The organism is Streptomyces sp. NPDC001700 (assembly GCF_053596435.1).
This window is the reverse complement of sequence record NZ_JBSFGE010000033.1, coordinates 13924-38739: the sequence shown is the minus strand read 5'-3', so window position 1 is coordinate 38739 and position 24816 is coordinate 13924. Positions and strand designations below refer to the sequence as shown.

The 24816-nt window shown below is 70.0% G+C and carries 17 protein-coding genes and 8 pseudogenes; 17 read left to right on the top strand and 8 right to left on the bottom strand.

Annotated elements, in window-relative coordinates:
- Window positions 1-39: 39 nt before the first annotated feature.
- On the top strand, window positions 40-2313 hold the full coding sequence (locus tag ACWC5C_RS37625; RefSeq protein ID WP_450883085.1) for an aspartate aminotransferase family protein: 2274 nt from the start codon (window positions 40-42) through the stop codon (window positions 2311-2313).
- 6 nt (window positions 2314-2319) lie between these two features.
- Window positions 2320-3642 (top strand): PucR family transcriptional regulator, encoded by a 1323-nt coding sequence (locus tag ACWC5C_RS37620; RefSeq protein WP_450883083.1) that lies wholly within the window; start codon window positions 2320-2322, stop codon window positions 3640-3642.
- Between the two features lie 39 nt (window positions 3643-3681).
- Here ACWC5C_RS37620 and ACWC5C_RS37615 read toward each other — a convergent pair whose 3' ends face one another.
- Entirely contained in the window at window positions 3682-4863 is a 1182-nt protein-coding gene (locus tag ACWC5C_RS37615; protein WP_450883081.1) for an acyl-CoA dehydrogenase family protein, read from the bottom strand.
- 200 nt (window positions 4864-5063) lie between these two features.
- On the opposite strand from ACWC5C_RS37615, the gene ACWC5C_RS37610 reads away from it, so the two are divergent.
- Window positions 5064-5777, top strand: a complete 714-nt coding sequence (locus ACWC5C_RS37610; RefSeq protein ID WP_450883079.1) for a hypothetical protein — start codon at window positions 5064-5066, stop codon at window positions 5775-5777.
- On the opposite strand, the gene ACWC5C_RS37605 is transcribed toward ACWC5C_RS37610, so the two are convergent.
- The gene (locus ACWC5C_RS37605; protein WP_450883077.1) at window positions 5718-7052 is read right to left on the bottom strand and encodes an epoxide hydrolase family protein; all 1335 of its coding nucleotides are present in this window, start codon (window positions 7050-7052) and stop codon (window positions 5718-5720) included. The two genes, ACWC5C_RS37610 and ACWC5C_RS37605, sit on opposite strands and share 60 nt — an antisense overlap.
- 62 nt (window positions 7053-7114) lie before the next feature.
- Between ACWC5C_RS37605 and ACWC5C_RS37600 the strand changes: the two are divergent.
- Window positions 7115-7219 (top strand): annotated as a pseudogene (locus ACWC5C_RS37600) (HTH domain-containing protein); the annotation flags it as partial.
- Here ACWC5C_RS37600 and ACWC5C_RS37595 read toward each other — a convergent pair.
- The 3 genes and pseudogenes from ACWC5C_RS37595 to pdxR form a co-directional block, all read right to left on the bottom strand.
- Window positions 7209-12077: a DUF4132 domain-containing protein gene (locus ACWC5C_RS37595; protein ID WP_450883075.1), complete on the bottom strand. Its 4869-nt coding sequence runs from the start codon at window positions 12075-12077 to the stop codon at window positions 7209-7211. The pseudogene ACWC5C_RS37600 and the gene ACWC5C_RS37595 sit on opposite strands and share 11 nt — an antisense overlap.
- A 212-nt stretch (window positions 12078-12289) precedes the next feature.
- Window positions 12290-12502: pseudogene (locus ACWC5C_RS37590) on the bottom strand (hypothetical protein); the annotation flags it as partial.
- Between the two features lie 100 nt (window positions 12503-12602).
- Window positions 12603-14225 carry a MocR-like pyridoxine biosynthesis transcription factor PdxR gene (gene pdxR / locus ACWC5C_RS37585; protein WP_450883073.1) on the bottom strand — a complete coding sequence of 541 codons (1623 nt, stop codon included), beginning with the start codon at window positions 14223-14225 and terminating at the stop codon, window positions 12603-12605.
- A 47-nt stretch (window positions 14226-14272) separates the two neighbouring features.
- Between pdxR and ACWC5C_RS37580 the strand changes: the two genes are divergently transcribed.
- The 3 genes and pseudogenes from ACWC5C_RS37580 to ACWC5C_RS37570 all read left to right on the top strand — a co-directional run.
- Window positions 14273-14725, top strand: a complete 453-nt coding sequence (locus tag ACWC5C_RS37580) for a carboxymuconolactone decarboxylase family protein (RefSeq protein WP_450883071.1) — start codon at window positions 14273-14275, stop codon at window positions 14723-14725.
- 114 nt (window positions 14726-14839) lie between these two features.
- Window positions 14840-16060: an MFS transporter gene (locus ACWC5C_RS37575; RefSeq protein WP_450883069.1), complete on the top strand. Its 1221-nt coding sequence runs from the start codon at window positions 14840-14842 to the stop codon at window positions 16058-16060.
- A gap of 322 nt (window positions 16061-16382) precedes the next feature.
- A pseudogene (locus tag ACWC5C_RS37570) lies at window positions 16383-16705 on the top strand (transposase family protein); the annotation flags it as partial.
- A 14-nt stretch (window positions 16706-16719) separates the two neighbouring features.
- Here the strand turns inward: ACWC5C_RS37570 and ACWC5C_RS37565 are convergent.
- Together ACWC5C_RS37565 and ACWC5C_RS37560 are read right to left on the bottom strand one after the other, a co-directional pair.
- On the bottom strand, window positions 16720-16962 hold the full coding sequence (locus tag ACWC5C_RS37565) for a DUF5302 domain-containing protein (protein WP_450883067.1): 243 nt from the start codon (window positions 16960-16962) through the stop codon (window positions 16720-16722).
- 162 nt (window positions 16963-17124) lie between these two features.
- Window positions 17125-18540, bottom strand: coding sequence for a DEAD/DEAH box helicase (locus tag ACWC5C_RS37560; RefSeq protein ID WP_450883065.1), 1416 nt, complete (start codon window positions 18538-18540; stop codon window positions 17125-17127).
- 515 nt (window positions 18541-19055) lie between these two features.
- On the opposite strand from ACWC5C_RS37560, the pseudogene ACWC5C_RS37555 reads away from it, so the two are divergent.
- From ACWC5C_RS37555 to ACWC5C_RS37520, 8 genes and pseudogenes are all read left to right on the top strand, one after another.
- Window positions 19056-19301, top strand: a pseudogene (locus ACWC5C_RS37555) (cytosine permease); the annotation flags it as partial.
- 287 nt (window positions 19302-19588) lie between these two features.
- A pseudogene (locus ACWC5C_RS37550) lies at window positions 19589-19768 on the top strand (transposase); the annotation flags it as partial.
- 79 nt (window positions 19769-19847) lie between these two features.
- Window positions 19848-20444 (top strand): HDIG domain-containing metalloprotein, encoded by a 597-nt coding sequence (locus ACWC5C_RS37545; protein ID WP_450883063.1) that lies wholly within the window; start codon window positions 19848-19850, stop codon window positions 20442-20444.
- Between the two features lie 433 nt (window positions 20445-20877).
- A pseudogene (locus ACWC5C_RS37540) lies at window positions 20878-21458 on the top strand (integrase core domain-containing protein); the annotation flags it as partial.
- Window positions 21459-21988: 530 nt separating this feature from the next.
- Window positions 21989-22258 carry a hypothetical protein gene (locus ACWC5C_RS37535; protein ID WP_450883061.1) on the top strand — a complete coding sequence of 90 codons (270 nt, stop codon included), beginning with the start codon at window positions 21989-21991 and terminating at the stop codon, window positions 22256-22258.
- Window positions 22259-22332: 74 nt separating this feature from the next.
- Window positions 22333-22602 carry an integrase gene (locus tag ACWC5C_RS37530; RefSeq protein WP_450883059.1) on the top strand — a complete coding sequence of 90 codons (270 nt, stop codon included), beginning with the start codon at window positions 22333-22335 and terminating at the stop codon, window positions 22600-22602.
- A gap of 75 nt (window positions 22603-22677) precedes the next feature.
- Window positions 22678-22734: pseudogene (locus ACWC5C_RS37525) on the top strand (hypothetical protein); the annotation flags it as partial.
- 71 nt (window positions 22735-22805) lie between these two features.
- Window positions 22806-23081, top strand: coding sequence for an integrase core domain-containing protein (locus tag ACWC5C_RS37520; RefSeq protein WP_450883129.1), 276 nt, complete (start codon window positions 22806-22808; stop codon window positions 23079-23081).
- A 611-nt stretch (window positions 23082-23692) separates the two neighbouring features.
- Here the strand turns inward: ACWC5C_RS37520 and ACWC5C_RS37515 are convergent.
- On the bottom strand, window positions 23693-24154 hold the full coding sequence (locus ACWC5C_RS37515) for an MMPL family transporter (protein WP_450883127.1): 462 nt from the start codon (window positions 24152-24154) through the stop codon (window positions 23693-23695).
- On the opposite strand from ACWC5C_RS37515, the pseudogene ACWC5C_RS37510 reads away from it, so the two are divergent.
- Both ACWC5C_RS37510 and ACWC5C_RS37505 read left to right on the top strand, forming a co-directional pair.
- Window positions 24055-24264 (top strand): annotated as a pseudogene (locus ACWC5C_RS37510) (transposase); the annotation flags it as partial. The gene ACWC5C_RS37515 and the pseudogene ACWC5C_RS37510 sit on opposite strands and share 100 nt — an antisense overlap.
- A 262-nt stretch (window positions 24265-24526) precedes the next feature.
- The gene (locus ACWC5C_RS37505) at window positions 24527-24766 is read left to right on the top strand and encodes a hypothetical protein (protein ID WP_450883057.1); all 240 of its coding nucleotides are present in this window, start codon (window positions 24527-24529) and stop codon (window positions 24764-24766) included.
- Window positions 24767-24816: the final 50 nt, after the last annotated feature.

Below are 24816 nucleotides of genomic sequence, written 5' to 3'. Positions count from 1 at the left end.
CCCGCCCCAGCACCGAATCCCCACCACAGCGAGGACGCCATGAACCCCTCCCCCTCTCCGAAGTACGCCGAGAAGCACGCCGAGCGCTTCCTGGACGACATGCTCTCGGCCTGGTGCCTGGATGTGGAGTACACCCACGCACGGGGCAACACGGTCCACTCCCCCGACGTGTCCGGCAGCGGAAACGACACCGCGGTGACCGACTTCGTCGGCGGCTTCGGCTCGCTCATCTTCGGCCACAACCATCCGGAGATCATCGACCACGCCAAGGCCCTGCTGGACGAACTGACCCCGGTGCACGCGCAGTTCTCCCAGCGCACCCAGGCCCACGAGGTGGCCGCCCGGCTGAACGCCATCCTGCGCCGGGAGTTCGCCGACCAGGACGAGGGCTCCGCCGACAGCTACTCGGCGATCTTCGCGAACAGCGGCGCCGAGGCCATCGAGGCCGCCCTCAAACACGCCGAGCTGGAGCGGGTGACGCGCCTGGGCGCACTCGCCGAGGAGCTGACGGGCAACCTGGCGCGGGCCACCGAGGCGCTGCGCGCCGGAACGGCGGTGCTCGGCCCGCGCGCCAGCGACCTGATCGACTCCAGCGCCGGCCAGGGCGCCGACATCACCGTCCTGGCCGAGGAGTTGGGGCGCCACAACGCCGCCGCCGTGGCGTGCCCTTCCCTCTTCCTCGCGCTCACCGGCGGCTTCCACGGCAAGCTGACCGGCAGCGTGCAGCTCACCCACAACCAGGGCTTCCGGCTGCCGTTCCAGGGGCTGGGCGCCCAGACCAGGTTCGTCCCGGCCGAACAGCCGGAGAAGCTGCTGGAGACCCTGGAAGCGGAACGGGTCACCGCACTCGATGTGACGCTCTCGGACGGCGTGGTGGAGGTCGTCGATCGCGACGTACCCGTCTTCGCCGCGATGTTCGCCGAGCCGGTGCTGGGCGAAGGCGGAATCGTCGAGCTGCGCCGCGCCGAGGCGCGGCGCATCCAGGAGATCTGCCGCTCGGCCGGTATCCCCCTGGTGGTGGATGAGATCCAGACGGGCGTGGGCCGCACCGGCGCGTTCTTCGCCAGCTCCCGCATCGGGCTGCGCGGCGACTACTACACCCTGGCCAAGAGCCTTGGCGGCGGAATCGCCAAGACCTCGGTGCTGCTGGTGCGCTCCGACCGCTACCAGCAGGAGTTCGAGCTGCTGCACAGCTCCACGTTCGCCAAGGACAGCTTCTCCTGCTCCATCGCCCTGAAGGTGCTGGACATGCTGGAGGCCGACGGCGGCCAGGCCTACCGCCTGGCGGCCGAGCGCGGTGCGGCGCTGCGCACGGCCCTGGAGGGCGTACAGGCCGACTACCCCGATGTCGTCGCCGACGTACGGGGCACCGGCCTGCTCCTCGGATTCGAATTCCGCGACCAGTCCGACGCCGTCTCGGCCCATATCCGCACCCAGGCCCTCGGCGGCTTCTTCGGCTTCGCGGTGGCGGGCTATCTGCTGCGGGAGCACGCGGTGCGCCTCATGCCCACCGGCAGCGCCCCGAACACGCTGCGCGTCGAGCCGTCGGTGCAGGTGACGGACGCGGAGATCGCCAAGCTCACGGCCGGCCTGCGGACCGTGTGCGAGATCCTGCGCAACCAGGACGCCCTGCACCTGGTGCGTCCGCTGGCGGGCCGCACCGCCGACTCCGCCCGACGCGAGGTCAAGGACTTCCGGACGGACAGCGCGGTACCCCACCCTGACGAGCCGTCGCCCCTCACCGTCGGTTACGTGGCCGACCTCGGCACCCCGGACGCGCTGCGCGCCTTCGACCCCTCCCTCGCCGACCTCGACGACGACGCGCTGCGGGCCTTCGTACGCCGGACCGCGGTGGCCGGGGCGCTCGCACCGCTCCCGCCCGTCCGCTTCCGCTCGCGGCACGGCTCGTCCGTGGACCTCGTCGTCTATCCGGTCCTGACCCCGGAGTCCGGAGGTTCGCGTGACGAGCGCCCTCAGGACGAGCGCCCGGAACCGCCCGCCGCGGCGCTCGGGCAGCTGCGCACGGCCGTGGCGGCCGGGCATGCCGCCGTGGCGCTGGCCCCCGCCTTCGCCACCGCCGCCCTCCCCTTCTCCCCGGGCGTCCCGGTCGTGACGGGCGACGGGCTCGGCGGCGCGAACACCGTCGTAAGGACCCCGGACGGCACCTCCACGCCGCCCGGCTTCGCCGTCGAGGGGGGTGTGGGCGGCGCGGTGGCCGAGGCGCTGCTGCTCGCCCTGAACGGGCCCGACCGGCAGCCCACCGGCGGTATACCTCAGTCGGCGGCCGAGCACGGCTTCCAGATCGCGGGCTGAGGCGCGATGTCCCAGCGGCAGGCCGACCCGGACGACCGTACTCCGCACTCCCTGTTGCGGGTGCTGCGCCCTTCCGACGACACGGTTGTGGGACGCGCCGCGGTGGGTCTGCCGCTCCTCGCCGAGGCCGTGGACCGGGTCGGCCGGCGGCCCACCGGATGGGCGGTGGAGACCTCCACCGCCCTCAGCGGCGAGGTGGTGCGCGAGTGCCGATACCCTGAGCGCCCCTCGCCCGCCTCGGATGAGCGCTTCGTCGAGGCGCTGGTGCTGTGGTCCGTCCTCGCACTGCGCGAGGCGTCGCCACCTGACCCGCTATTGGCCGAACTGGGCGCCACGGTAGGCGAGTTGGTGCATCTCGGGCTCCCGGTCGACCTGGCGCTGAAGTATCTGCGGGTCACCCATGCCCGGGTCAGCTCCCTGCTGTTCACCCGGTGCGCGAGCGCGGTGCCCGAGACGGCGCAGGCCGACGTGATGCGGGAGACGTCCGCGCGGCTGTTCAACGCCATGGAGCAGATCGCCTCCTGGCTCTGCGAGCACTTCGCCGCCGAGCGGGAGCGCTGGCTCGCCGACTCCCGGGCACGGCGGGCGGAACTGGCGCGCTCGCTGCTGTCCGGTGCGAAGGTATCCCCCGGCCACGCGAGCACGCGGCTCGGATACGACCTGACGCTGCACCATCTCGCGCTGGTGCTGTGGTGCGAGCACCATGTGGACGGCTGCGTCGGCGAGTTGGAGCGCGAGGCCCGTCAGTTGCTGGAGCGGGCCGGATACTCCTCGGTACTGCTGCTGCCCGCCGGGCCCGGCAGGCTGTGGGCCTGGGGCGGCCGGGCCAGTGGCCCGCCCCCCGAGACGGGACGGCTGCGGGCCGCCCCGGAAGCACCGCCGCACGCCCACATCGCCGCCGGACTCCCCGGCGCGGGGCTCGCGGGGTTCCGCCGTTCCCACGAACAGGCGGGCCGCGTCGAGACGGTCGTACGTACGTCCGGCTCTCCCGCCTCCGTCCACGACTACGCGTCCGTCGAACTGGCCGTGCTGCTGGGCGGCGACCTGAACTCGACGGCGGGCTTCGTCACCCGGGAACTGGGGCCGCTGGCCGGAGGCGGCGAGACCAACTCCGCGCTGCGGGAGACCGTCAAGTGCTATCTGGACCACGAACGGAGCCTGTCGACGGCGGCCGAGCGGCTGCACGTCGCGAAGAACACGGTGGCCTACCGCGTCAAGAAGGCCGAGCACCTGCTCGGCCGCTCCCTGCGCGAGGAGCGCCTGCGCCTGCACGTCGCCCTGCACCTCGCGCAGACGCTCGGCACCGCTGTCCTGCGCGGCGTCTCGTAGGGAGCGCGACGCCCCCTACGAGACCTGACACCCTGGCACTCAGTGGAAGATCGAGATTCCCGGCCGCCCGAGCAGCGCCCGGCTGTAGTCCTCCAGGATCATCGGGAGGTTCAGCATGGCGTGCCGGCTTCCGGTCTCCAGGTCGCGCCAGTAGCGCTGCACCGGGTTCTTCAGGGCGAAGCCGCTGGTACCGGCGATGTCGAGGAGCTTCTGCATCCCCCGGCGGCTGCATTCCAGCGCGGAGGCGCTGTGCATGCGCAGCCGCGCCCGCTCGGGACCGGCCAGCTCCTCGCCCTTCCGCGCCTGGTCGATGCCGTCCGCGGTGGCGAACATGTGCAGCATGCCGGTCTCGATCAGGTGCGTGGCCTCGGCGAACCACACCTGGATCGTCGGGGAGTCCACCGCGCGCTCGTAGGTGGAGTAGGCGATGGGGCGGTTCTTGTCCAGCGTCTCCCGTACGACGTCCAGCGCGCCGCGCGCGGCGCCCACGAGCGAGGACAGCGAGTGGAGGTTGCCCTTGACCAGGACGGTCGGCGAGATCAGCTCCTCGTAGCGGCCATCGGGGGCGCGGTTGGGGATCAGCGCCCGGTGGTGCGGGACGAACACATCGGTGGCGACCATCGCGTGGGTGCCGGTGCCCTCCAGCCCGGCGACGTGCCAGGTGTCCTCGATGGCCATCTCGCTGGGCCGCAGGAGCACGTCGACGGCGCCGACCGCCTCGCCGTTCTCCATCAGTGGTACGGCGCCCAGCATCGCCCAGTCCGAGATCTCGCAGCCCGAGGCGTAGGGGAAGCGGCCGTTGACGACCAAGCCCCCCTCGACGCGCTCCGCGCGCGACGCGTGGAGGCTGGCGGCGGACAGCAGCACCGCGTTGGGGTTCGCCCCGAAGATCTCCTGGAGCCCTTCCTCGGGCAGCAGCAGCGCGAAGTCCGTGGACGCGGCGTGGTTCGCGGTGATCCAGCCGGTGGAGGCGCAGCCGCGGCCGATCTCGGAGAGCACCTCCACCTGGGTGCGCATGTTCACTTCGTACCCGCCGAAGCGCGGCGGGGTGGTGAGCCGGAACAGCCCGGAGTCACGCAGCGCCTGCATGTTCTCGGGCGCGACATTGCGCTGCTGCTCGGTGCTCTCGGCGTTCGAGCGCAGCTGCGGAATGAGGTCGTGCGCACGGGCCACGAGATCCTCGGGGGCGATCGTCTGCTCGGCTGCGGAAGCGACGGACACGGTGGGTGTTCCTCCTTGAGTGGTACGGGGCAGGACCGCCCCGTTCACCTGGGCAGTCAACTCCCCCCACCCGGCCCGGCGGCTGGCTCCACACCCCAGACTCCCCACGAACTTTGGTCCCCGGGACCAGCCGCGGCCTACAACCCAAGGTGCCGCGGAAGCGTCTCTTGGATGACCGGTTGGGTGCGCGAGGAGGGGCTATGCGTTGGAGCGACTGGACCGGAGGCCGACGCGCGGTGGTGGCCGCGGGCGCGGCTCTGGCGGCGGTGGTGGGTGTGGCGGGGAGTCTGTACCTGGCCGATGGCGAAAGCAACGGCTATCACGGCTGCCGAGGCGCCGATGCCAACTACGACGCCGCCTATCCCGACTATCCGGCACAGGATGCGCAGGACTGGGTGTCGTTCGGCGACCACGTGGCCGTCTTCCACATCAGGGAAGGCAGCGAGAGGCAGGCACGCGATGGTGGCGAACGCAGCGCAGAGATCGTCGTCGACAAGGTGCTGTACAGCAGGGACCATGCGAGGAAGCTGCCGGACCGCTTCCGTGCAGAGCTGTGGCAGGTTCCGTGCACCCCGTGGATCAAGGCCGGTCACACCTACCTGGGCCTGATGGCATTCGACAGCGCAAGAGATGAACCACCCTCGTGGCGGCCTGTGCACAGCGGAGGTGTGCTGCCCTACGACCACGAGTCCATCGGCAGCGGCGAGATCGCGGGAAAGGAAGGCGAGATGCCCTACGAGGACCTGTCGCCGTTCGGGCTCTCCAAACAGATGCATGGCGAACACGCTCTGACGCTGCAGAGCCTCCTCATGAAGACCGAGCCGCACTCGGAGGCGGCGAAGCACCCGGGCCTATCACCGGGCGAGCGGTACGAGCGGGTACGCGAAGCCCGGGAAGCGGGACGCGCCGATTGAGACCCCGGTGCGAGTGCCCCGCTCGTCCGCAGGCCGACCCCGCCGCAGTCCGCAGGCATTGAAGAACTCGCGGACGTCGCTGACGAGTTGGTCCGGTACTTCCATCGCGAGGAAGTGACCGCCACGGTCGAGTTCGGTCCACCGCACGACGTTGTGGTCACGTTCGGCCCAGCGGCGGATGGTCACGTCGTGGGTGGAGACGAGTACGGCGGTGGGCACCGTCCCACGCCGACCGGCTGCCCAGTCGTCCTGGCCGTCGCCCCAGCCGGTGTCGTGCGCGGTGGTGGTGTCGGCGCTCCAGTCGTCAGCTGCGGGCTCGCTCCAGGTGTTCGCGGAGATCTCCTCGTAGTACACCTGGGCGGCCGAGGCGGCGGTGCCGGTCAGCCAGTACAGCGAGACCTCGGTCAGGACGCGGTCCCGGTCCACGCTGTCCTCGGGCAGCCCGTCTTCCGGGTCGGTGAGTTCCTTGAACTTCTCCACGGTCCAGGCCAGCTGGCCGACTGGGGAATCGGTGAGGGCGTAGGCCACCGTCTGCGGGCGTTTGGAATTGCACTGCAGATAGCCGTCGTTGAAGTTCTGCAACTGCTGCCAGCGTCGCTGTTCGGCCTCGCTGAGGCCGTCCATCTCTCCTTCCTCCCCGACAGGGAATGTGATCAGGGCGTTGACGTGGATGCCGATCACCTGGTCCGGGGCCTGATTGCCCATCTCCGGGGCGACCCACGAGCCAGTGTCGTAGCCCTGGACGCCGTAGCGCGCGTAGCCGAGGCGGGACATCAGCCGGGTGAGCGCCCCGGCCATCGCGGTCGCGCCCATGCCTGGCCCGGCCAGCGGGGTGGAGAAGGCGAAGCCCGGCAGCGAGGGGATGACGAGGTGAAAGGCGTCGGCCGGATCGCCGCCGTGCGCGCGGGGATCGGACAGGGGCCTGATGACGTCGAGGAAGTCCACCACCGAGCCTGGCCAACCGTGCAGCAGCATCAGCGGCGTGGCATCGGGCTCGGGCGAGCGCACGTGCAGGAAGTGGATGTTCTGCCTGTCGATGGTGGTCATGTACTGGGGGTACGCGTTGAGCGCCGCCTCGTGTGCCCGCCAGTCGTAGGCGGTGCGCCAGTACTCGGCCAGGTCCTTGAGGTAAGCCACCGGTACGCCGCGGCTCCAGCCGACCCCGGGCAGCTCGTCCGGCCAACGGGTGGCGGCCAGCCGGGCGCGCAGCTCGTCGAGCTGGGCCTGCGGGATGTCAATGCGGAAAGAGCGGATGTCGGGTGTCGGGTTCGCCATGGCTGTGACGCTACGGCCCCCTTAGGTCAGTTCCCGTCCTCATCTTCGGACAGCCTGGAGACATGCTGGAGACCTCCGGGCGGCTGCTGAAGCTGCTCTCCCTGCTGCAGACCCACCGCGGCTGGTCCGGCGCCGCGCTCGCCGAACACCTCGAAGTCAGCCGGCGCAAGGCTCCAGCCGGGCCGCGGCTTCCAGTGGCTCGGATGTACGGAGGAAGCGCAGGTCGTCCATGACTCGGGCGACATCGGTGGCGCCGCCGCGGCGGAGGGCCGGGGCCAGCGCGTCCAGGTCGGACCAGCGGGACGGGCGGAGATGGACGCGGTAGCCGTCTCCGGCGGGTTCCAGGGTGAGGGCTTCGCCGATGGCGAGCCTGCTCTCCGGGAGGTGGGCCGCGGTCGCTCCGGCGGCTCGCTCCAGGGCGGTGACCGAGGTGACCCCGGCGGCGATGGGCAGGGTCGTGTCCGGGCCGGTGACGTGTTCGCGCAGGTCACGCAGGCGGGCGGCGGCGGTCGTACGGGCGGGGTGGCCCCCCGGCAGACGGTCGGCCAGGAGCCTCGCAGCGCGGGCGATGTGACCCAGCGGCGGTACGGACGGACGCTCGCCGAGCAGGGCCATCAGCGCCGCCAGGGCGTCCTCGGCGCCGGAGGCGAGGGTGACCCACTGCTCGGAGGTGAGCGGGGTGAGCCTCGGGTGGCGTTCCGTCCAGTACGCGACCGCCCGGTCCAGGTCGGGGCCCGTACGCCAGAGGTCGGCGGGGTCGTCGGGCATGAGCGACTCGACGACTCGCAAGGCCTCGTCGGTGGTGGTGAGCGTCTCCAGGCAGAGCGCGGCGATGCGCAGTTCGATCTCGGTCAGGTCGAGTTCGCGGGCGCGGGCGGTGTCGCCCTCGCGGAAGGCGGCGACGCGGCCCCGCGCCCAGCCGTCCGGCCAGGAGAGCGTGCGGGCCGAGGTGGACAGCAGGATCAGACACTGGGCCGGTGACAGGCCGGTGGCCTCGGCGAACGCCCGTACGGTCGCCTCTCGGTCCACGGGCGGCGGGCCGTTCTCGGCGATCAGGTCGAGCGCCCGCCGGAGCCGCTCCGGGTCGCCCCAGCCGCGGCAGGTTCGCAGCTCGACGGCGCGGTTGCGGGTGAACAGGAGCGGATCGGGGCCGTCCGGGGTGTAGAGGAGCGCCGTGACCGCGTACCCGTTCCCCACCTGCTCGTAGTCGGCGACGGCGGCGGCCATGATGGGGCCGCGGCCCGAGTGGATCTGCCCGAGGTCGTACTCCGGGCGCAGCCGGGCGACGTGCCAGGTGCCGTCGGTACGGAGGAGTTCGGGGACGGCGGCCAGTTCCACCAGTGGGGCGTGCCCGCCGCCGTTGCCCCACGCGGCCTCCATGACGGCGGCGCCGAGGCGGCCCAGCGTGTTCTCGATCCCCTTGACGGCGGGGGCGTCGAATATCGCGATCCTCTTGTCGTACGGCACTTCGACGGCGGCGCGGGCGAAGTGGACGATCCTCTCGTACGCGGACTCAGGCCCCGGATCGTCCGGCTCGGGGGACTTCTCGGAGTGGACTGCCGGTGCCGCGGAGGCCTGTGCCGGGCGCGGGTGGGGCGGCGGGGTCAGCGCCAGGCGTTCCAGCAGGGCGAACGCGCGCTCGCGGCATTCGACGGCCGTCCACACCAGGAACGTGACGCCCGTCCAGAGCGACTCGTCGGTGATCTCCGGCAGGAGCGGGCGGAGGCGTCCCGCCAGCTCGGCGCGGGCGGCGTCCTTTTCCGGGTACCCGCTCTCGGGGTCCAGCACCCGCATGAGGTCGGCGGCGAGCGCGGCGTCCGCGACGTCGATCAGGGCCTGCGCCTTCTTCTCGTCGACGGCGCGCAGCGCCCTGGAGCCTTCGGGGTCGCGCGGCCGCATCCCCGACCACCAGCCGGGAGGCGCGACCAGGCGGGTCCCGGACGCGTAGCGGTGGTGCTCGACCGTGCTGATGTTCTCGGCACCGTCGTGCTCGGGCACCCTGCCCCAGCCGCGGACGTAGCGGCCGATGGTCCGCCCGGCCGGGTCCCGCAGCTCGATGATCCGGCCCTGGCCGCGCCATACGGTGGCCTCGGCGCCACCGGGGAAGGCGACCCGTTCACCGTCGGCCGGTATGAGGCGGCGAGCGGCGGGGTGCGCGCTGCCGTGCGGGCAGTGCGGGCCACCGTGGTCCAGTACGGTCACCCGGCCGTTCACGGCGATCAGGCAGCGGTCGTAGAGGTCGCGCGCCTCGGTCCGTTCGTGGGACCGGCTGGAGACGGGCTCGTACGTGCCGAAACCGTGGGCCGGGCCGACTCCACCCGGTGTGACGACGGAGGCGCGGAACTTGTGCTCCCAGAGCCGTCCTGACTCGATCAGGAGCAGGTCGGTGCCGCTTTCCTCCAGGTAGTCGGTGATGGTGTTGACGTGGCCGGGGACGAAGGCGGGCAACTCCAGTTCGTCGAGGACGCCGCCGCTCAGCGTGGTGGCGAGGGCGCGGGCAGGGTCCGTACCCGTAGCGATCGTCCGGACGCTGTCCAGGAGGCGGCCGGGGACTCCGGCGATGGTGAAGCGTTCGGCGTCGCACAGGGCGGCATGCGTGTCCGGAAGTCCTTGATGGGGGACCCGCTCGGCGTGCTCGGCCAGGATGGCGGCGACAATCCGCGCCGTTCCCGGTGTCGCGGTCAGGGCCCGTACGGTCTCGGGGGCGGTCTGCTTCGGGACGGCGGGCTCGGTGACGTTGAGCTGGTTGGTCACGTTGCCCACGATCGCGTCGCGCAGGAGCGGAGCCCAGTGCGGGTCGGCGGCGGCGGCCAGGTCGGTGCCCGCTCCGGAGGCGAGCCGGTCGTACAGCTTGAACGTGTGCAGCAGCCGGGGCCGCGCGAGCGGGACGCCGCGGTCCAGGAGGAGGTCCAGGAGCGGGAGGTCGGCGGCGGTCTCCTCCCAGCGGTTGACCTCGTCCTCGTCCACTCCCAGTACCGCCTCATGGTCGTCGCAGGTGAGGCCCTCCGCGCGCAGCCGCGTACCAACGTCGTGCAGGAGGTCGCCGAGACCGGCGACGGGGAGTGCGAGCCCCGCGTACCGCTTCAGGAAGCGGCCGAGCCAGTCCTTCGCCGCCGCCCCCGCAAGCCCGGGGGATGTGGTGAACGGGGCGGTCAGGCCCGCGCCCACGAGGTTGCCGAGGAGGAGCGACACTGCCGCGCTCTTCGCCTTGGGCGTGTCCTTGGCGGGCAGCGGCAGGATGGCGAGGAGCGCGCGCCCGATGCCCGCGTCCGCCCGCGCCATCGGGTCGAGCAACGGAAGGACGAACTTCCACAGGGCCTGCGGTGCCGACTCCATGCAGCCGCTCTCCAGCAAGGCCCGTACGGCGCGTTCGTCCTCGGGCCCGCCGAGCGCGTGCCCGGCGGGCTTCGCCAGCGCCGCCCAGCCGTCGGCCAGGGCCAGCGCGCCGTCCGCGCCGTCTGGGAATTCCTCGCACCATTCGGTGAGCAGGCCGCGGTGCCAGCGGTACGCGCCGGGGGCGGGATGGCGGGCGGCGAGCCGCTTGCCGTGCTTCTTGAGCGTGGCTGTTCCGGCGGCGTCCGGTCCCGCCGCGAGGTACGCCGCGACGAGCGCGGCCTCGGCGACCGGCAGCGCGTGCGCGTCCTCGGCGGCGCGGGCCTTCTCGAAGAAGGCGGCGGCGAAGCGGGCGCTGCCCGCGGCGGCCAGGATCCGCGCGCATTCCTCGTAGAACGGCGGCAGCAGCTCGGGCGCGTGCGTCTCCAGGTCGTCGCCGGTACGGGTGAGCGCGGTGCGCGCGAGGCCGGGCTTGCGGGCGGCCAGGGCGCGGGCGGCCCGCAGGTCGGTGTGCGCGGCCAGGATGCGGGCGCGGTGCGCCGGGTGCCAGTTCAGGACGGATGCGAGGAAGCCGAGCGGGCCCGCGTGCACGGTGCCGAGGCCGGTCTCCGCCAACGGGTCCAGGTCGTACAGCGACTTCTCGGCCTTGTCACCGTCGACGGCCGCGCGCCGGACGAGTTCGACGACCGGCTCGTCCAGGACGGAGTGCTCGTAGCGGACGGCGACGCACGTGTCCTCGTCGGAGCCGGCGGGCGTGCCCGGCAGCACCGCCCCGGCGCGCAGCAGCACGTCGCGCGTCGGGCCTGTGATGCCGGAGGGCACCACGGTGCCGGGCTCGCCTTGGAGGGCATCGCAGTAGTGGGCGTACGCCTCGGCTGCCTCCACCACCGGCTCCGTCCCGTCCACGGTGCGGTCCGCGTACAGAGCCATCAGCACGCGGACGCCCTCGGACCAGGCGATGTCGCCGATCTCCCGGCCGCCCGCGGTGAAGCTCAGCCCCGCCATGCAGGCCGGGCTCATCGGCCCGCTCCAGTCCAGGTCGATCTCGATGCCGAGCGGCTCGGGCGCGTGCACGGTGAACCGCGCCCTGTCCCCCTTGACGCGCCCGCCCAGCTCATGCACACGGCGCTCGAACGCGGCGCCGCTCTCGTACCGGACTTCCAGGTATCCGAAGGTGTCGACCACGCCGAACGTACGGTCCATGCTCGCGGGACGCGTCCACACCTCGCGGCGTACCTGCTCAACAACCTGCGTGAGGTTCCGCCCCCGCCAGATGGGCAGCTCGTCGCCGAGCAGCAGCGGGTGCGGGATCGCGAAGGCGTCCGCTCCCGTCCACGCGCCCTCGCGCAGGAGCGCGCAGCGACCGAGGTGGGGCACGCCGTCCACGATCGGGGCGATGACCAGGTCGGTGAGCGTCTCGCGCCACACCGGGTCGTCCCACACGGCCGCGAACACCGCGGCCGGGACCGGCAGCGATCGCACCATCCAGGACTCGACCCGGTCGTGCACCGCCCGCGCGTGCTCGCCGAGCCGGCCGCAGAGGGCGGCGAGCCGTACCGCGGTCGGATCCTTCCTGACGTTGGCGGGCACCTTGGCCAACACGCGGCCCGCGGCCGTCCGGCAGGCGAGCACCGGCCGCCGCGTCCCCTCGACGGTGAGTTCGTGGCCCGTCGCGATCCCGATCCATCCCATGGCACGCCATTCTTGATCACCCCTAAGACATCCGGCGGCCCCGGACCGAAACCCGTCCGGCCGGATCGAGAAGTCACCGAGCAGACCTGCGTTGCAGCGCGGGTCGGGAAGGCACGCTCACGCCGAGCGTCGTCACCGCGTCACGGCGGAGATGCGGGCGCGGTTGTGCGCCACGCTGACGGAGGTGTGGGAGGCGGCGGTCGAGGGGAGATCTAATCGGATGGTTGGCATGAGCCATCCTGGACACACGGTTCATCGGCGCACCCTGACACCGCCTGGGCCTGTTCGGCCTGAGCTTTGATGTGGGCGAGACGGTAGGACTCAGTGCCGGTCTGGATGATGGTGCCGTTGGAGGTCAGCAGCTCAGCGCCCCTGCGGTCAAGCTCCATATAGCCGGGTTCATCAATGCACAAAAGCCCAGCCCGATCGGCAGGGTGGGACTTGCCATTCCGCGCGAGCGCCGCCAGCCGGTTCGGCGGAACCTTGTCGACCTTCACCTTCCCCAGCTGGAACGCCGAGCTCTCATCAACCCACTCCAGCTCCGAGACCCGCTTGCCCTCCAGCACCTCCAGCAGTGCCACCAGATCCGAGGGCAGCGAGGCATCCGCCCGGCGCGCGGCGTTCCTCGGAGCCACCTGGCTGACCTCCGCCTCGTTTCCCGCCCGGCTCGCCTTCTGCCGGTGCGCTTCCGCCACGCCGGGAGAGGGGCTGTTCCCCGTTCTGCACTGGATCGGGCAGTGCCAGGCACAGGGCTTCCAGGCTGGCGGTGAAGGCGTGCTCGGGCGGGGTGCCGTATCCGATGACCAGTCCTTCACGTGCGGGCATCGTGCTGTCGGGATGCCGGTAGGGGCCGAGCGCGTCCAGGGCCAAGTCCTGCCGCCTGGCGCCGCGCAGTGCGGCCTGTTCGGTGCCGACGGGCAGTTCGAGGACGGCGTGCAGTCCCGCGGCGATGCCGCTCACCCGGATGTGCGGGGCCCGCTCGGCCAGCGTAGCGGTGAGTTGGCCCCGGCGGCGCCGATAGATCTGCCGCATCCGGCGCAGATGGCGGTCGTAGGAACCGCAGGCGATGAAGTCGGCGAGGGTGAGCTGCTCGATGACCCCTGACCACATTTCGCGCGGCCCTTTGGCGGCAAGGACACCGTCGACAAGCCAGCCGGGCAGGACCATCCAGCCCAGCCGCAGCGCCGGTGAGAGGCTCTTGCTAGCCGAGCCGAGATAGATGGTCCGGTCCGGATCGAGGCCTTGGACCGCGCCGACCGGCTCACGGTCGTACCGGAATTCGCCGTCGTAGTCGTCTTCGAGGACGACGCCGCCACGCGCCCGGGCCCAGTCGATGACCGCCGCACGGCGGTCGCGGTGCAGCGGCCCGCCGGTGGGGTACTGGTGGGCGGGTGTGAGCAGGACGGCTCCCGCGTCGGTGGCGTGCAGTTCGTCCACCGTGGCCCCGTGCGCATCGACGGACAGTGCGAGGGTAGTCAGGCCGGACCCGGCGATGATCTCCCGGTGGAAGGGCAGGCCGTACGACTCCACCGCCACGGGGCCGCGCAGCAAGGAGCACAGCAGACCAAGACCATGGGCGAATCCGGAGCAGATGACGATGCGGTCGGGCCCGGTGCGCACCCCTCTGGTCCGCGCCAGATACTCGGCCAGGGCGCGGCGCAGCTCGGGCCGGCCGCGCGGGTCGCCGACCCCGAAGGCGTCATGGGGGGCGCCGGCCATGGCCCGCCGGGCGGATGTCTGCCAGGCGGTGCGGGGGAACGCGGCCGCGTCCGGTGAACTGGGCGTCAGATCGTAAGCCGGGCGGCGCCGGGTCGGGCGCGCCGGAGCACGCGACTGGCCCGGTTCCAGGGGTGTGGCGCGCTGGGCGACCCGGGTCCCCGAACCCTGACGGGCGGTCAGCCACCCTTCCTCGACGAGCTGCGCGTACCCGTCCGCGACGGTGTTGCGGGCGATGCCGAGGTCGACGGACAGGGTCCGGTGGGGCGGCAGCCGGGTACCCGGTGCCAGCCTTCCCGAGCCGATGGCTTCCCGCAGGGCACGCATCAGCTGTACTCGGATGCTTCCCGGTCCTTTGAGCTCAAGGTGAAGGTCGGCCCCCGCACCCGCCCCGGCGGCCGCCTCCCGCGAATTGCCCCATGAATCTCCCACGGGAATGCACCATACCTTGGGCCGATTCGGTTCCTAGGGTCGTTGGCATGACCACTCACCACGTGCCCGAGCGCATGAATTTCGCCCAGATCTCCCCCAAGGCGTTCAAGGCCGTCCTGGCCCTGGACGCCGCCGTCCGTGACGGCCTCGACCCGGTCCTCCTGGAGCTGGTGCAGATCCGTGCCTCGCAGCTCAACAAGTGCGCGTACTGCATCGACTACCACACGGGGGACGCCCGCAAGGCCGGTGAGAGCGAGGAGCGCATCTACCAGCTCAACGGCTGGCAGGAGTCGAGCCTCTACACCCTCAAGGAGCGTGCCGCGCTGGCTCTGGCCGAGGAGGTGACCCTGCTCCCCGGCGGTGTCACGGACACGGTGTACGCCGAGGCGGAGAAGCATTTCGAGGAGAAGGAGCTGGCCCAGCTCATCGGTGTGATCTTCACGGTCAATGCCTGGAACCGGATGAACGTCACCACGCGCAAGACGCCCGGCACCGAGTAACCGGGTAATCGGCCCGCTGCCCCTCTCACATCACGGGCGGTGGCCGCCACGCGCGCAGCCACCGCCCGCTTCTCCCCCAGAACTCGAACTCGTACCGCCTGAAGGGCTCCTGCGATGACCGCCCTCGACTCGTCCCCGCGCATACTCCCCGACGCCGACCGGTCGCCCGTCAAGGGATGGCTCGCCGTCCTCGCGGTCACCCTGGGCATCTTCGCCCTGATGACCTCCGAACTGCTGCCGGTGGGCCTGCTCACCCCGATCGGCTCGGCCCTGGACGTCTCCGAAGGAACCGCCGGATTGATGGTGACGGTGCCCGGAGTGGTCGCTGCCTTCTCGGCGCCACTGGTGACCGTGGCCACCGGCAAGGCCGACCGGCGCCTGGTACTGGCCGCACTCATCGGCCTGGTGGGTGCGGCCAACCTCGCCTCCGCGTTTGCCACCAGCTTCCCCGTGGTGCTCGTGGCCCGCTTCCTGATCGGCCTCAGTGTGGGCGGTTTCTGGTCCCTGGTCGGAGGCATCGCCCTGCGTCTGGTGCCGGAGCGGCACGTCGCGCGCGCCACCGCGGTCATCTTCGGCGGCGTCGAGACCGCCTCGGTGCTCGGCGTTCCCACCGGCACTCTGATCGGTGACGTCAGCGGCTGGCGCACCGCGTTCGCGGCCGTAGGCATCCTCGGTCTGATCTCTCTGGTCTGCATGGTCTTCCTGATGCCGAAGGTCGAGCCGGAGCAGACCATCACCTTCGGCGACCTGCCGAAGGTCCTCCGGTCCAACGCCACAGTGCGGGTGGGCATCGCCATGACGTTCCTGGTCATCACCGGCCACTTCGTGGCCTACACCTTCGTACGGCCGATCCTGCTGGGCGACGGCGTGGACAGCAGCCTGATCAGCGCCCTGCTCCTCACCTTCGGAGTCGCCGGCATCTGCGGCAACTTCATCGCCGGCGCTCTGATCGCCAACCACCTTCGGCAGACCGTCCTGGGCATCGCCGTCATGCTCGCCGCCGCCATGGCACTGCTCGCCCTCACCGACAACAACCACCTCTCGGCAGGAGCGATCCTCATCCTGTGGGGTCTGGGTTACGGAGCCGTCCCCGTGACCTTCCAGACCTGGATCCTGCACGCCGCCCCCGACGCGACCGAGGCCGCATCTTCCCTTTACGTGTCGATGTTCAACCTCTCGATCGCGCTCGGCGCTCTCCTCGGTGGCCTGGCGGTCGACAACATCGCCACCACCAGCGTTTTGTGGATCGGCAGCGGTCTCGCCATTCTCACCATCCTCGTGCTCGGCGGCGCGGGGCGCGGTACAGCCAGCGGTGCCAGCACCGGCAGCACCTGACCTCGGCCGCGCTCGGCTTGCATCGGCGGTCGGCCGCGTCTGGGCTCGCCCGCCGGGTATCTGTGCGTCAGCGCTTCCCGAACCTCTGCGAAGAGGGCCCCGTAACGGGCGGGCGGACATCGCCAACGAGGCGGCGGGAACCAGGCGATGCGCTGCTATTCGCCAGCCCCACTGAGCTCTTTGAGCGTGGCCACTGATCGGGTGACGGGATCGGTGCCCGCAACGCACGAGGCTCCCGTGCCGTTGGGGGAGGTGTTCGAAGTCTCAACCCATGGGCGCAGGAGCCGCGTTGGTTCCGTATTCCGCCGCACTCGACCTTCCCCACGACACCCTCGCCCAGATCGCGGCCGGTTCGGCATCTCCGTCGGCACCGCCCACGCCTACACGACAGCCGTCGTCGGCCTGCTCGCCGACCGCTCCCGGTCGGGCGGCTGCTGTGGATCTCGCCGACTATGCCCGGCCGCGCGCACGATCTCACCCCGACCCGGCAAACCGTCAACCGAGCGCTGTCCACAGCACGGGCACCGGTCGAGCGCGGCGTCGCGCGGCTGAAAGTCGTGGCGGATCTTCCGCAGGTCCCGGTGCGGTCCGAATCGAATGTCGTCAATCTCCGCGGCCGTGCTCACTCTGGAGCGGCAACGCTGAAAGCGCTCATTGCCTCAGCCACCGCTCTTGCGCCGGAACGACCGCTGGCTCGCAGCCGGGCCGTGCGCCCTACGGACCTTCGACGCCTCGACGTTCGCAGCGAGGTCAGCGGCGTCCGCCTGCACACTGCGCTTGCGCGCCAGGGCCTCCCGGAACTTGCGCTTCAGGTCGTAGTGGCCGTTGCTGTCGGGCACCAGAGCGGGCGTCTCGGGGTCGATCGGCTCCGAACCTTCTTTGGATGCAGACTCTGCGGTCATGGCGACCTCCTGGGTTCGGGCAGTGGGAAGCACAGCTTGTCATGCCGAGCACACCACGAGGGCGTTCATCTCGTAGGTGTATGCACCGGAGGGTGGTTTCGGGCCGGGCTGGAGGTTCTCCGTTCCCGGGTCGGAGGTTTTCGACTATCAGGGCGACGGCCCTCAGCCGCCGCGCCGCACCAGGGCCGCCTTGCGGGCTTCGGCGAGCTTGCGGGCCTCGCGAGCCTTTCGGGACTTGCCGCCGGCGCCGCGGGAGGTGTCCTTGCTGGTGCCCAGGCCGCGGAAGGGAGCGTTGGTGTTCTTGGGCCGGGGCGCGGCCGGCCCGCCATCGAGCGGGGTGCCGGAGGGGGCCTTGGCCCCGGTGATCCGGCTCAGCTCCGCCTCGCCCGAGCGCACCTTGGTGATGGTCGGCTCGATGCCGGCCTCTGCCATCAGTCGGCTCATCTCGCGGCGCTGGCCCGCCAGCACCAACGTGACGACGCTGCCGGACTCACCAGCCCGGGCGGTACGGCCCGCGCGGTGCACATAGTCCTTGGGGTCGGTGGGCGGGTCGACGTTGACCACGAGATCGAGGTCGTCGACGTGCAGGCCACGGGCCGCGACATTGGTCGCCACCAGGACGGTGATCTGGCCGTTCTTGAACTGCGCCAGGGCCCGTGTACGCAGCGGCTGGGACTTGCCGCTGTGCAGGGCCGCGGCGTGCACTCCATTGGCTCGCAGATGCCGGGTGAGCTGGTCGACCGCGTGCTTGGTGTCCAGGAACAGCAGTACGCGGCCGTCGCGGGCGGCGATCTCCGTGGTGACGGCGTACCGGTCGGGGCCGTGGACGACCAGAACATGGTGGTCCATCGTCGTGACTGCGCCCGCGGACGTGTCGACCGAGTGGACGACGGGATCGTGGAGGTAGCGGCGGACCAGGTGGTCGACGTCGCGGTCCAGAGTGGCCGAGAACAGCATCCGCTGACCGTCGGGGCATACCTGGTCGAGCACCTCGGTCACGTGCGGCAGGAAGCCCATGTCGCACATCTGGTCGGCCTCGTCGAGGACAGTGATCCCTACCCGTCCCAGGCGGCAGGCCCTGCGCTCGATGAGGTCGTGCAGACGGCCGGGGGTGGCGACGACCACCTCGGCTCCATCGCGCAGCGCAGCGGCCTGCCGGCCGATCGACATGCCGCCGACGACCGTGGCCATCCGCAGCCGCAGTGCCTTTGCGTACGGCGCGAGCGCCTCGGTGACCTGTTGGGCCAGCTCTCGGGTAGGCACCAGGATCAGCGCCAGGGGCTGCTTCGGTTCCGCGCGCCGCCCAGCCGTCCGTACGAGCAGCGGTAGGCCGAAAGCGAGCGTCTTGCCCGATCCGGTGCGCCCGCGCCCCAGGACATCGCGTCCCGCAAGAGCGTTGGGCAGCGTGGCCGCTTGGATCGGGAAGGGCTCGCGCACATCGAGTTCGCTGAGCGTTCGCAGCACCTCGGCTGGTAGTTCCAGGCTGGCGAAGGAAGCGACCGGGGGCACCGTTGGCGCAGTGGCCATGAGCGGGGCGGGATCGCTGCGCGAGGTGCCGGGGAGGTCAGGGTGATTCATGAAGAGCCTTCCGCATGCGAACGTACCGAGGAAGGCCCGGTAGGAATGAGCAGTCGACGAACAAGAGGAACCGGACGGGCAGGATCGCCAACCGTCACGAGCACGCAAAAGCATGAGGCTAACACGAAGTGACAGCCCCGCGTCCCGAGATCGCGGCCCATGTCGGCAACCGGCGCTCCGAGCGGTCCGTCCAGGCGGTGCTGACCATTCTTGCGGTACCCCGTGCAAAACTTGCGCTCCAACCGGAGAACGCGTTCGGCCGCAAGCGCGTGGCTCGGTGAATAAGGCCCTCCCGTGTTCAGGGTGCAAGTCACTTCACAGTGCGCGCCCATGGCTCCAGCAGGACCGAATGACGGTTGCCGCTGGTCAGGGGCGGGGCGCAGACTGTGGGCCCTGGCACTGATCTTGGGCCGGCGCCACAGCCGGAGCGGAGGGTGAAGCCGGTGACCACGTCGATCACCGGGATCGAGCCCCATGGCGTCGAACGCATACCCGACGAGACCGGTCCGCCCAAGGTCTCGCTGCTGACCGCGATCACGTTCTTCCCGATCTCGGTGTGGTCCTCGGGTGACGCCCTCACCGGCGGGGCCCACCGGCTCGCCGGCGTACCGGAGTCAAAGGCTTCGTACGGCGCCGCCTACGCGGTGTTCGCGGTCCTCGTCCTCATCGTCTGCGTCTACGGCTTCCGCTTCATGCTGCTGGTCAACAAGGTTGCCGTGATCGCCGCGTCGGCGCGCTTCGTGCTGGGCGCCATCGCCTTCGGCCAAGCTCGCCCTGACCGCCCGAAGACCCGCAAGAGCAACGACTGGGGCGCCCCCTCACCCCGCATCCACGCCATCCTCACCCACCGCAAAAGCCAGCCCCATACGCCCAGCGGCCCGGGCACTCCCCCGGGCGGCGGATTCGTCTTCCACCGGGAAGACGGACGCCCCCTGCACCCGGAGTACGTCCTGAACCACTTCCACTACCTCGCCCGCCAGGCAGGCGTTCCGCGCACCAGCGTCCACGACCTGCGCCACCTAGGTGTGTTGTCCGGGGAGGTTGGTGACGCGGCATCACCCACCGCATCGCCCGCAAGGGCATCGAGACCTCGCAGCGATTGGGCCGCCACCGGTGGACCATCGAACGGACCATGTCCTGGCTCGCCGGGTGCCGCCGCCTTCACCGCCGCTACGAGCGCAAAGCCGAGCACTTCCTCGCCTTCACGAGCATCGGTTGCACCCTCATCAGCGTGAGCTGCTTGGGTTGCCCTCACTCGTGGGGTGAACGGCTCATTCGGCTGTGCGAAAGGTTGTTACGCTGCCGCGGTGACCCTGCCGACGGTCCAAGAGACGCGTGCACTGCACGAGAAGTACGCACCGACGCGTGAGGCTCTCGACCTCGTGTACACGCACTGCGAGATCATCTGCCGCATCGCAGAGCAACTCATGGCTCGCACTGCCCTCCAGCTTGATACTGCCCTTGTGCGTGCAGGCGCACTGCTCCACGACATCGGTGTCTACCGGCTCTACGACCATGCCGGACGTCTCGATCACAGCAACTACATCCGCCACGGAGTCCTCGGCCACGAGATCCTCCGCCAGGAGGGCTTCCCAGAGCGCCTCCGCCGCTTCTGCTCCTGCCACACAGGAGTCGGCCTCACCAGGCACGACATCCGTGAACAGCGGCTGGATCTCCCTGTGGCCGACTACTCGGCCGTGACCGTGGAAGAGCAACTGGTGATGTACGCGGACAAATTTCACAGCAAGACCACGCCCCCGAAATTTCTCACTGCCAGCTCCTACACCGCGTACCTGCAGAGATTTGGAAGCGCCAAAGTCCGCACATTCCACCGACTGCAGGTCCAGTTCGGCGAACCCGACCTCACGGCCATCAGAGATGAGTTCGGTCACCGCCAAGCATGAGGTCGAGTCGAACGATGCCCCGAACATGATCGCTCATACGGGGATTCCGAGGACGTGAACACGGCCTCCGTCTGATCCTGTGCTCCGACCATAGAGGCACTTGACCAGCAACGGGTCCTGGTCCACTCCTCCCTCCACGACCGGCTGGTCGAGGCGCTTGCCGAGAGCTTCCGCGCCGTACGGGTCGGACGGTGGAACCAGCCCTGAAGGGTGTCTTTATTGCCCTACTATGGCTGGCCTGGGGCTTTGCGACCGCCCGAGTAGGGGCATGATCAGTGATCGTGGGTCTGCGACTGCTCTACCTGATCTTCTGCCGACTACTGAGCTGCCTCCTCCTGGTGGGCCGCTCGACCGCCGCGAAGAACGCCGAGATTCGGAGGTGTAGATCTCCACGCGGTGACCGTCGGGGTCCGCGCCCTGGTGTTGCGGCTCGCTTCGCTCCCAGGCCCAGGCCATCCTCGCCGCAGACTTCTTCGAGACCAAGCCCCTGACAGGGGCCAGGCTGTACGTTTTCGCGGTGATCGAGCACGCCACCCGCCGCGTGCGAGTCCTCGGGGCGACGCACATCCCACCACCGACGGGGTCACCCAGCTCGCCCGGAACATGGCCATGGACCTCCAAAACACAGGCATCAGAGCAAATTTCCTGATCCGGGACCGAGAGATGCGCTATCCGGCACCCTTCGACATCGTCCTGCAAGCCGAGGGCATCAAGGTCATTCAGACCGGTGTCCAGATTCCGCGCATGAACGCGATCATGGAGCGTTGGGTCTGGTCCTGCCGAACCGAGCTCCTCGACCGCACCCTCATCTGGAACCAGACCCACCTCCTCCGCGCACTGCGTGAGTACGAGGCGTTCTACAACGAACACAGACCCCACCGCACTCTCGCAAGCGCCGCACCGCTCCACCCACTGCCCGAGCCTGTCACCACCCCCGACCAGCTCGCCGATCTCCATGTCCATCGGCATGATCGCCTCGGCGGCATCCTGCACGAGTACCGACATACTGCGTGACCAGTACGAACGTATTTCTTGGCACCTACAGCACACCATAGGAGGGGTCACTCGACGCCGTCAGGCCGCAGGAAATCGCTTGGCACACTATTATCCAGCCACATCCATCATCGAAACATGGACTGCCACCGCCCCGCACTTGTGGCCACGCCAAGGGGAACACCCAGCTCAGTGGCCTATGGAGCCTGAGGTGATCGCGTGGTGTGCCCATCGGCACATCGCACCATCCCAGGAGGCGATCACCATGCGCTCCGTCACCGACCGTGGACGTATCTACCGGCGCTGCGGATGCCGCGACGCACACCGCCACCAGCTCGGGACCCGCTGCCCACGACTGGCAACCGATTGTGAGCACGGAAGCTGGACCTTCGCCGTCGGCCTGCCCTCCCCCGACCACCGCCGTATCACCATCCGCCGCGGCGGCTTCCCCACCCAGGACACCGCCCAGGCCGCGCTGCAGCGGATCCTTGAGGGCGAGGCCGGCGGGTTCAACGGCGACCCGAACCAGACCGTCGCCCCTCTCTGCCTGGGTGGAGACGAAGGCGTACGTGCTCAAGCCGACCACGCTGGCCCGGTATCGCGACTACGTCACCGGCGACCTGATCCCCGCCCTGGGTGCGCTCAAGCTGGACGAGCTCGGCCGCCGCCACATCGCCGGATTCGTTCACACCCAGCTCGCCGCAGGCCGCGGCCAAGTGACCTTCACCGGTGCCTGGCCACGCTCTCCAGCGCCCTGGGCGACGCCGTCCGCCAGCACCGCCTCCCTCACAACCCCGCACGCCCGGCCGTCCTGCCCCTGAAGGGTGTCCTTATTGCCGCACGGTGGTTGACTTGGGGCTTTGCGATCGCCTGCGTGTGGACACGATCAATGATTGTGGGTCTGCGACTGCTCTACCTGATCTTCTGTCGACTACTGGGCTGCTTGCTCTTGCTGGGCCGATCGACCGCCGCGAACAATGCTGAGATCCTCGTGCTTCGTCATGAGGTCGCCGTGCTTCGCCGACAGGTCGAGCGACCGCGGTTTTCCTGGGCTGATCGCGCCGTGCTCTCCGCTCTCGCGCGGCACCTGCCATCCGCCTTGCGCCGCTATCGGCTGGTCACCCCGGGCACGCTGCTGATCTGGCACCGGCGTTTGATGCGCTGAAAATGGCGCCAGACGGCGGTCGGACCCGGTCGGCCACCGTTGCCGGAAGAGACGATCGCGCTCATCCAGCGCTTGGTGCGAGAGAACCCGACCTGGGGGTACATCAGGATTCAAGGTGAGCTGCGGCGGCTCGGCCACCGGGTCGCCGCCGCCACGATCCGGCGCGTCCTGCGCCGCTCCGGTCTACATTCGCCGAACGATGGATACGCACAGTCCGTACCGAGTGCACCGACCGACTCCTCATCACCGGCGAACGGCACCTGCGCGCGGTCCTCAACCAGTACGCGGAGCACTACAACGCGGGACGGGCCCACCGCAGCCTCGGCCTACGAGCACCCGACGACGACCCGAATATCATCCCCCTGCCCGCTGTCGCGGTCAGGCGCCGCCAGGCGCTCGGCGGACTGCTCAACGAGTACCACACCACGTCACCCCGGCTGCCTCACCGTCCACAGGAAACGCCCAGCTCAGCAGCCTGATCGGAATATTGACACCCTTCAGGCGCTGGAGGAGAGTTCCAAGGTCATCCCCCATTTGGCTCCCAGAAGGCTCCCGGCATGACTCAGGGGCCCATCTCCTCGAAGGAGATGGGCCCCTGGCCTGCGTAAACACCGTCGGGACGACAGGATTTGAACCTGCGACCCCTTGACCCCCAGTCAAGTGACCACTGTGCTATATGCCGACATTCGCGACTAAGTAGCCGCGAATTCCGTGTACCCACGGGGGTGCTGTTCAGGTGCGCGCGCATACCGTGTGGTCCCAAACTGGCCCCAGGCGAGTCAAGGCGTTTCGTGCATGCCTGCCCGTTTATAAACCGCTCCTCCGCAAGCAGTTCTTGACGACCCGCTCGACCAGGCGCGCACTTGGGCTGGCCATGCGACATCTTCATCCCGGTCGACCTCTGCTGGCTGAACCTCCAGGAAGGGTGATGGCGCGTACTCCGCAAGGCCACCCTGACCGGACAGTCCTTCTCCGGACCGCCCGAAATCGACCAGGCCACCGCTTGGCAAGTTTGTCCAGCTCAACTCCCATGACCGGCCCTGGGTATGGGCAGATCCACCCCGCCCGCAGGAAACCCTCTTCTGGCAGGTCAGTCGGTGGTCTCGGTCTTTTGCGCGGTGGCGTGCGGTTGGTGGGGCGCGGGATGGGTCAGCGGGATCTTCTGCGTGAGCTTGTCGCCTTCGACGTCGAGGTCGGGCAGCAGGCGGTCCAGCCGGGCGAGCAGCCACCAGGCTTTCTCCTGCGCGAGTGCCATGGTGGCGGGTATGAGGGTCATGCGGATGACGAAGGCGTCGATGAGGATGCCGGTGGCCGGGGCGAAGCCGGCCTGTTTGATCATGGGCTGGGGGTTGAAGATGAATCCGGCGAAGACGGAGACCATGATGGTGGCCGCCGCGACGACGACGGAACTGGCACGGGCGAATCCCGTGACGGTGGCGTTGAGCGGAGTGGCGCCGTGTACGCCGCCGCACCGACGTCGCCGGGATCTTCCCTGACCGGACCGCCGCGATTCGTCTGATCGGCGCCGTACTGGCCGAACAGAACGATGAATGGACCGAAGCCCGCCGCTACATGGGCCGCGAACTCCTCGCCAAGGCCCGCCTCCACCCGATCGAGTCACAAACCGACGAACCCGACCTACCCACCGAACTCACCGCATAGCCTCAACAACGGATCACCGAGTGGCCGTCGATACACCACTCCAGCGGACGTGACCTTTCCGAGGAGGACACCGAATGACCCGACCCGGGATCAGGCGCCTCACCGCGCTGCTGGCCTGCACCGCGGCCGCCACCGGCGCCGCTCTCGGCACCGGTGGGGCCGCGCAGGCGGCGACCTCGGCGAAGGTGGTCTGCCTCGTGACGGCTCGGACAACTTCAACCCGAGCGACCCGACCAATGTGTCGGTGGGGACGTATTTCGGCGTGAGCCGCCAGAACGGCAACGACAACATCACGGGCGGCACCGGGAACGACTACCTCTTCGGCGACAGCCCCGACAACGCCTCACACTCCGGCAACGACACCCTGGTCGGCGGCCCCGGCTACGACGCCGCCAACGGCGGTCCCGGGATCGGCATCGGTGAGCCGCCGCACCCGCTGGAGACGGTTGTCCAGGGTCCGCAGGGCACTTCATCCGGCGGTGTCCGACATCCCCGGCAATAGCAGGCGCGCCCTTCGGGCCAGGGTTGTTCCGGCGCCGCGCGGTCGGGTTC

Bases quoted from the DNA above. Each gene is read 5' to 3' on its own strand.
- ACWC5C_RS37580 (WP_450883071.1), top strand. From the start codon at position 14,273: ATGACCACTCACCACGTGCCCGAGCGCATGAATTTCGCCCAGATCTCC.
- ACWC5C_RS37595 (WP_450883075.1), bottom strand. From the start codon at position 12,077: ATGGGATGGATCGGGATCGCGACGGGCCACGAACTCACCGTCGAGGGG.
- ACWC5C_RS37575 (WP_450883069.1), top strand. From the start codon at position 14,840: ATGACCGCCCTCGACTCGTCCCCGCGCATACTCCCCGACGCCGACCGG.
- ACWC5C_RS37625 (WP_450883085.1), top strand. From the start codon at position 40: ATGAACCCCTCCCCCTCTCCGAAGTACGCCGAGAAGCACGCCGAGCGC.
- ACWC5C_RS37605 (WP_450883077.1), bottom strand. From the start codon at position 7,052: ATGGCGAACCCGACACCCGACATCCGCTCTTTCCGCATTGACATCCCG.
- ACWC5C_RS37610 (WP_450883079.1), top strand. From the start codon at position 5,064: ATGCGTTGGAGCGACTGGACCGGAGGCCGACGCGCGGTGGTGGCCGCG.
- ACWC5C_RS37565 (WP_450883067.1), bottom strand. From the start codon at position 16,962: ATGACCGCAGAGTCTGCATCCAAAGAAGGTTCGGAGCCGATCGACCCC.
- ACWC5C_RS37560 (WP_450883065.1), bottom strand. From the start codon at position 18,540: ATGAATCACCCTGACCTCCCCGGCACCTCGCGCAGCGATCCCGCCCCG.
- ACWC5C_RS37620 (WP_450883083.1), top strand. From the start codon at position 2,320: ATGTCCCAGCGGCAGGCCGACCCGGACGACCGTACTCCGCACTCCCTG.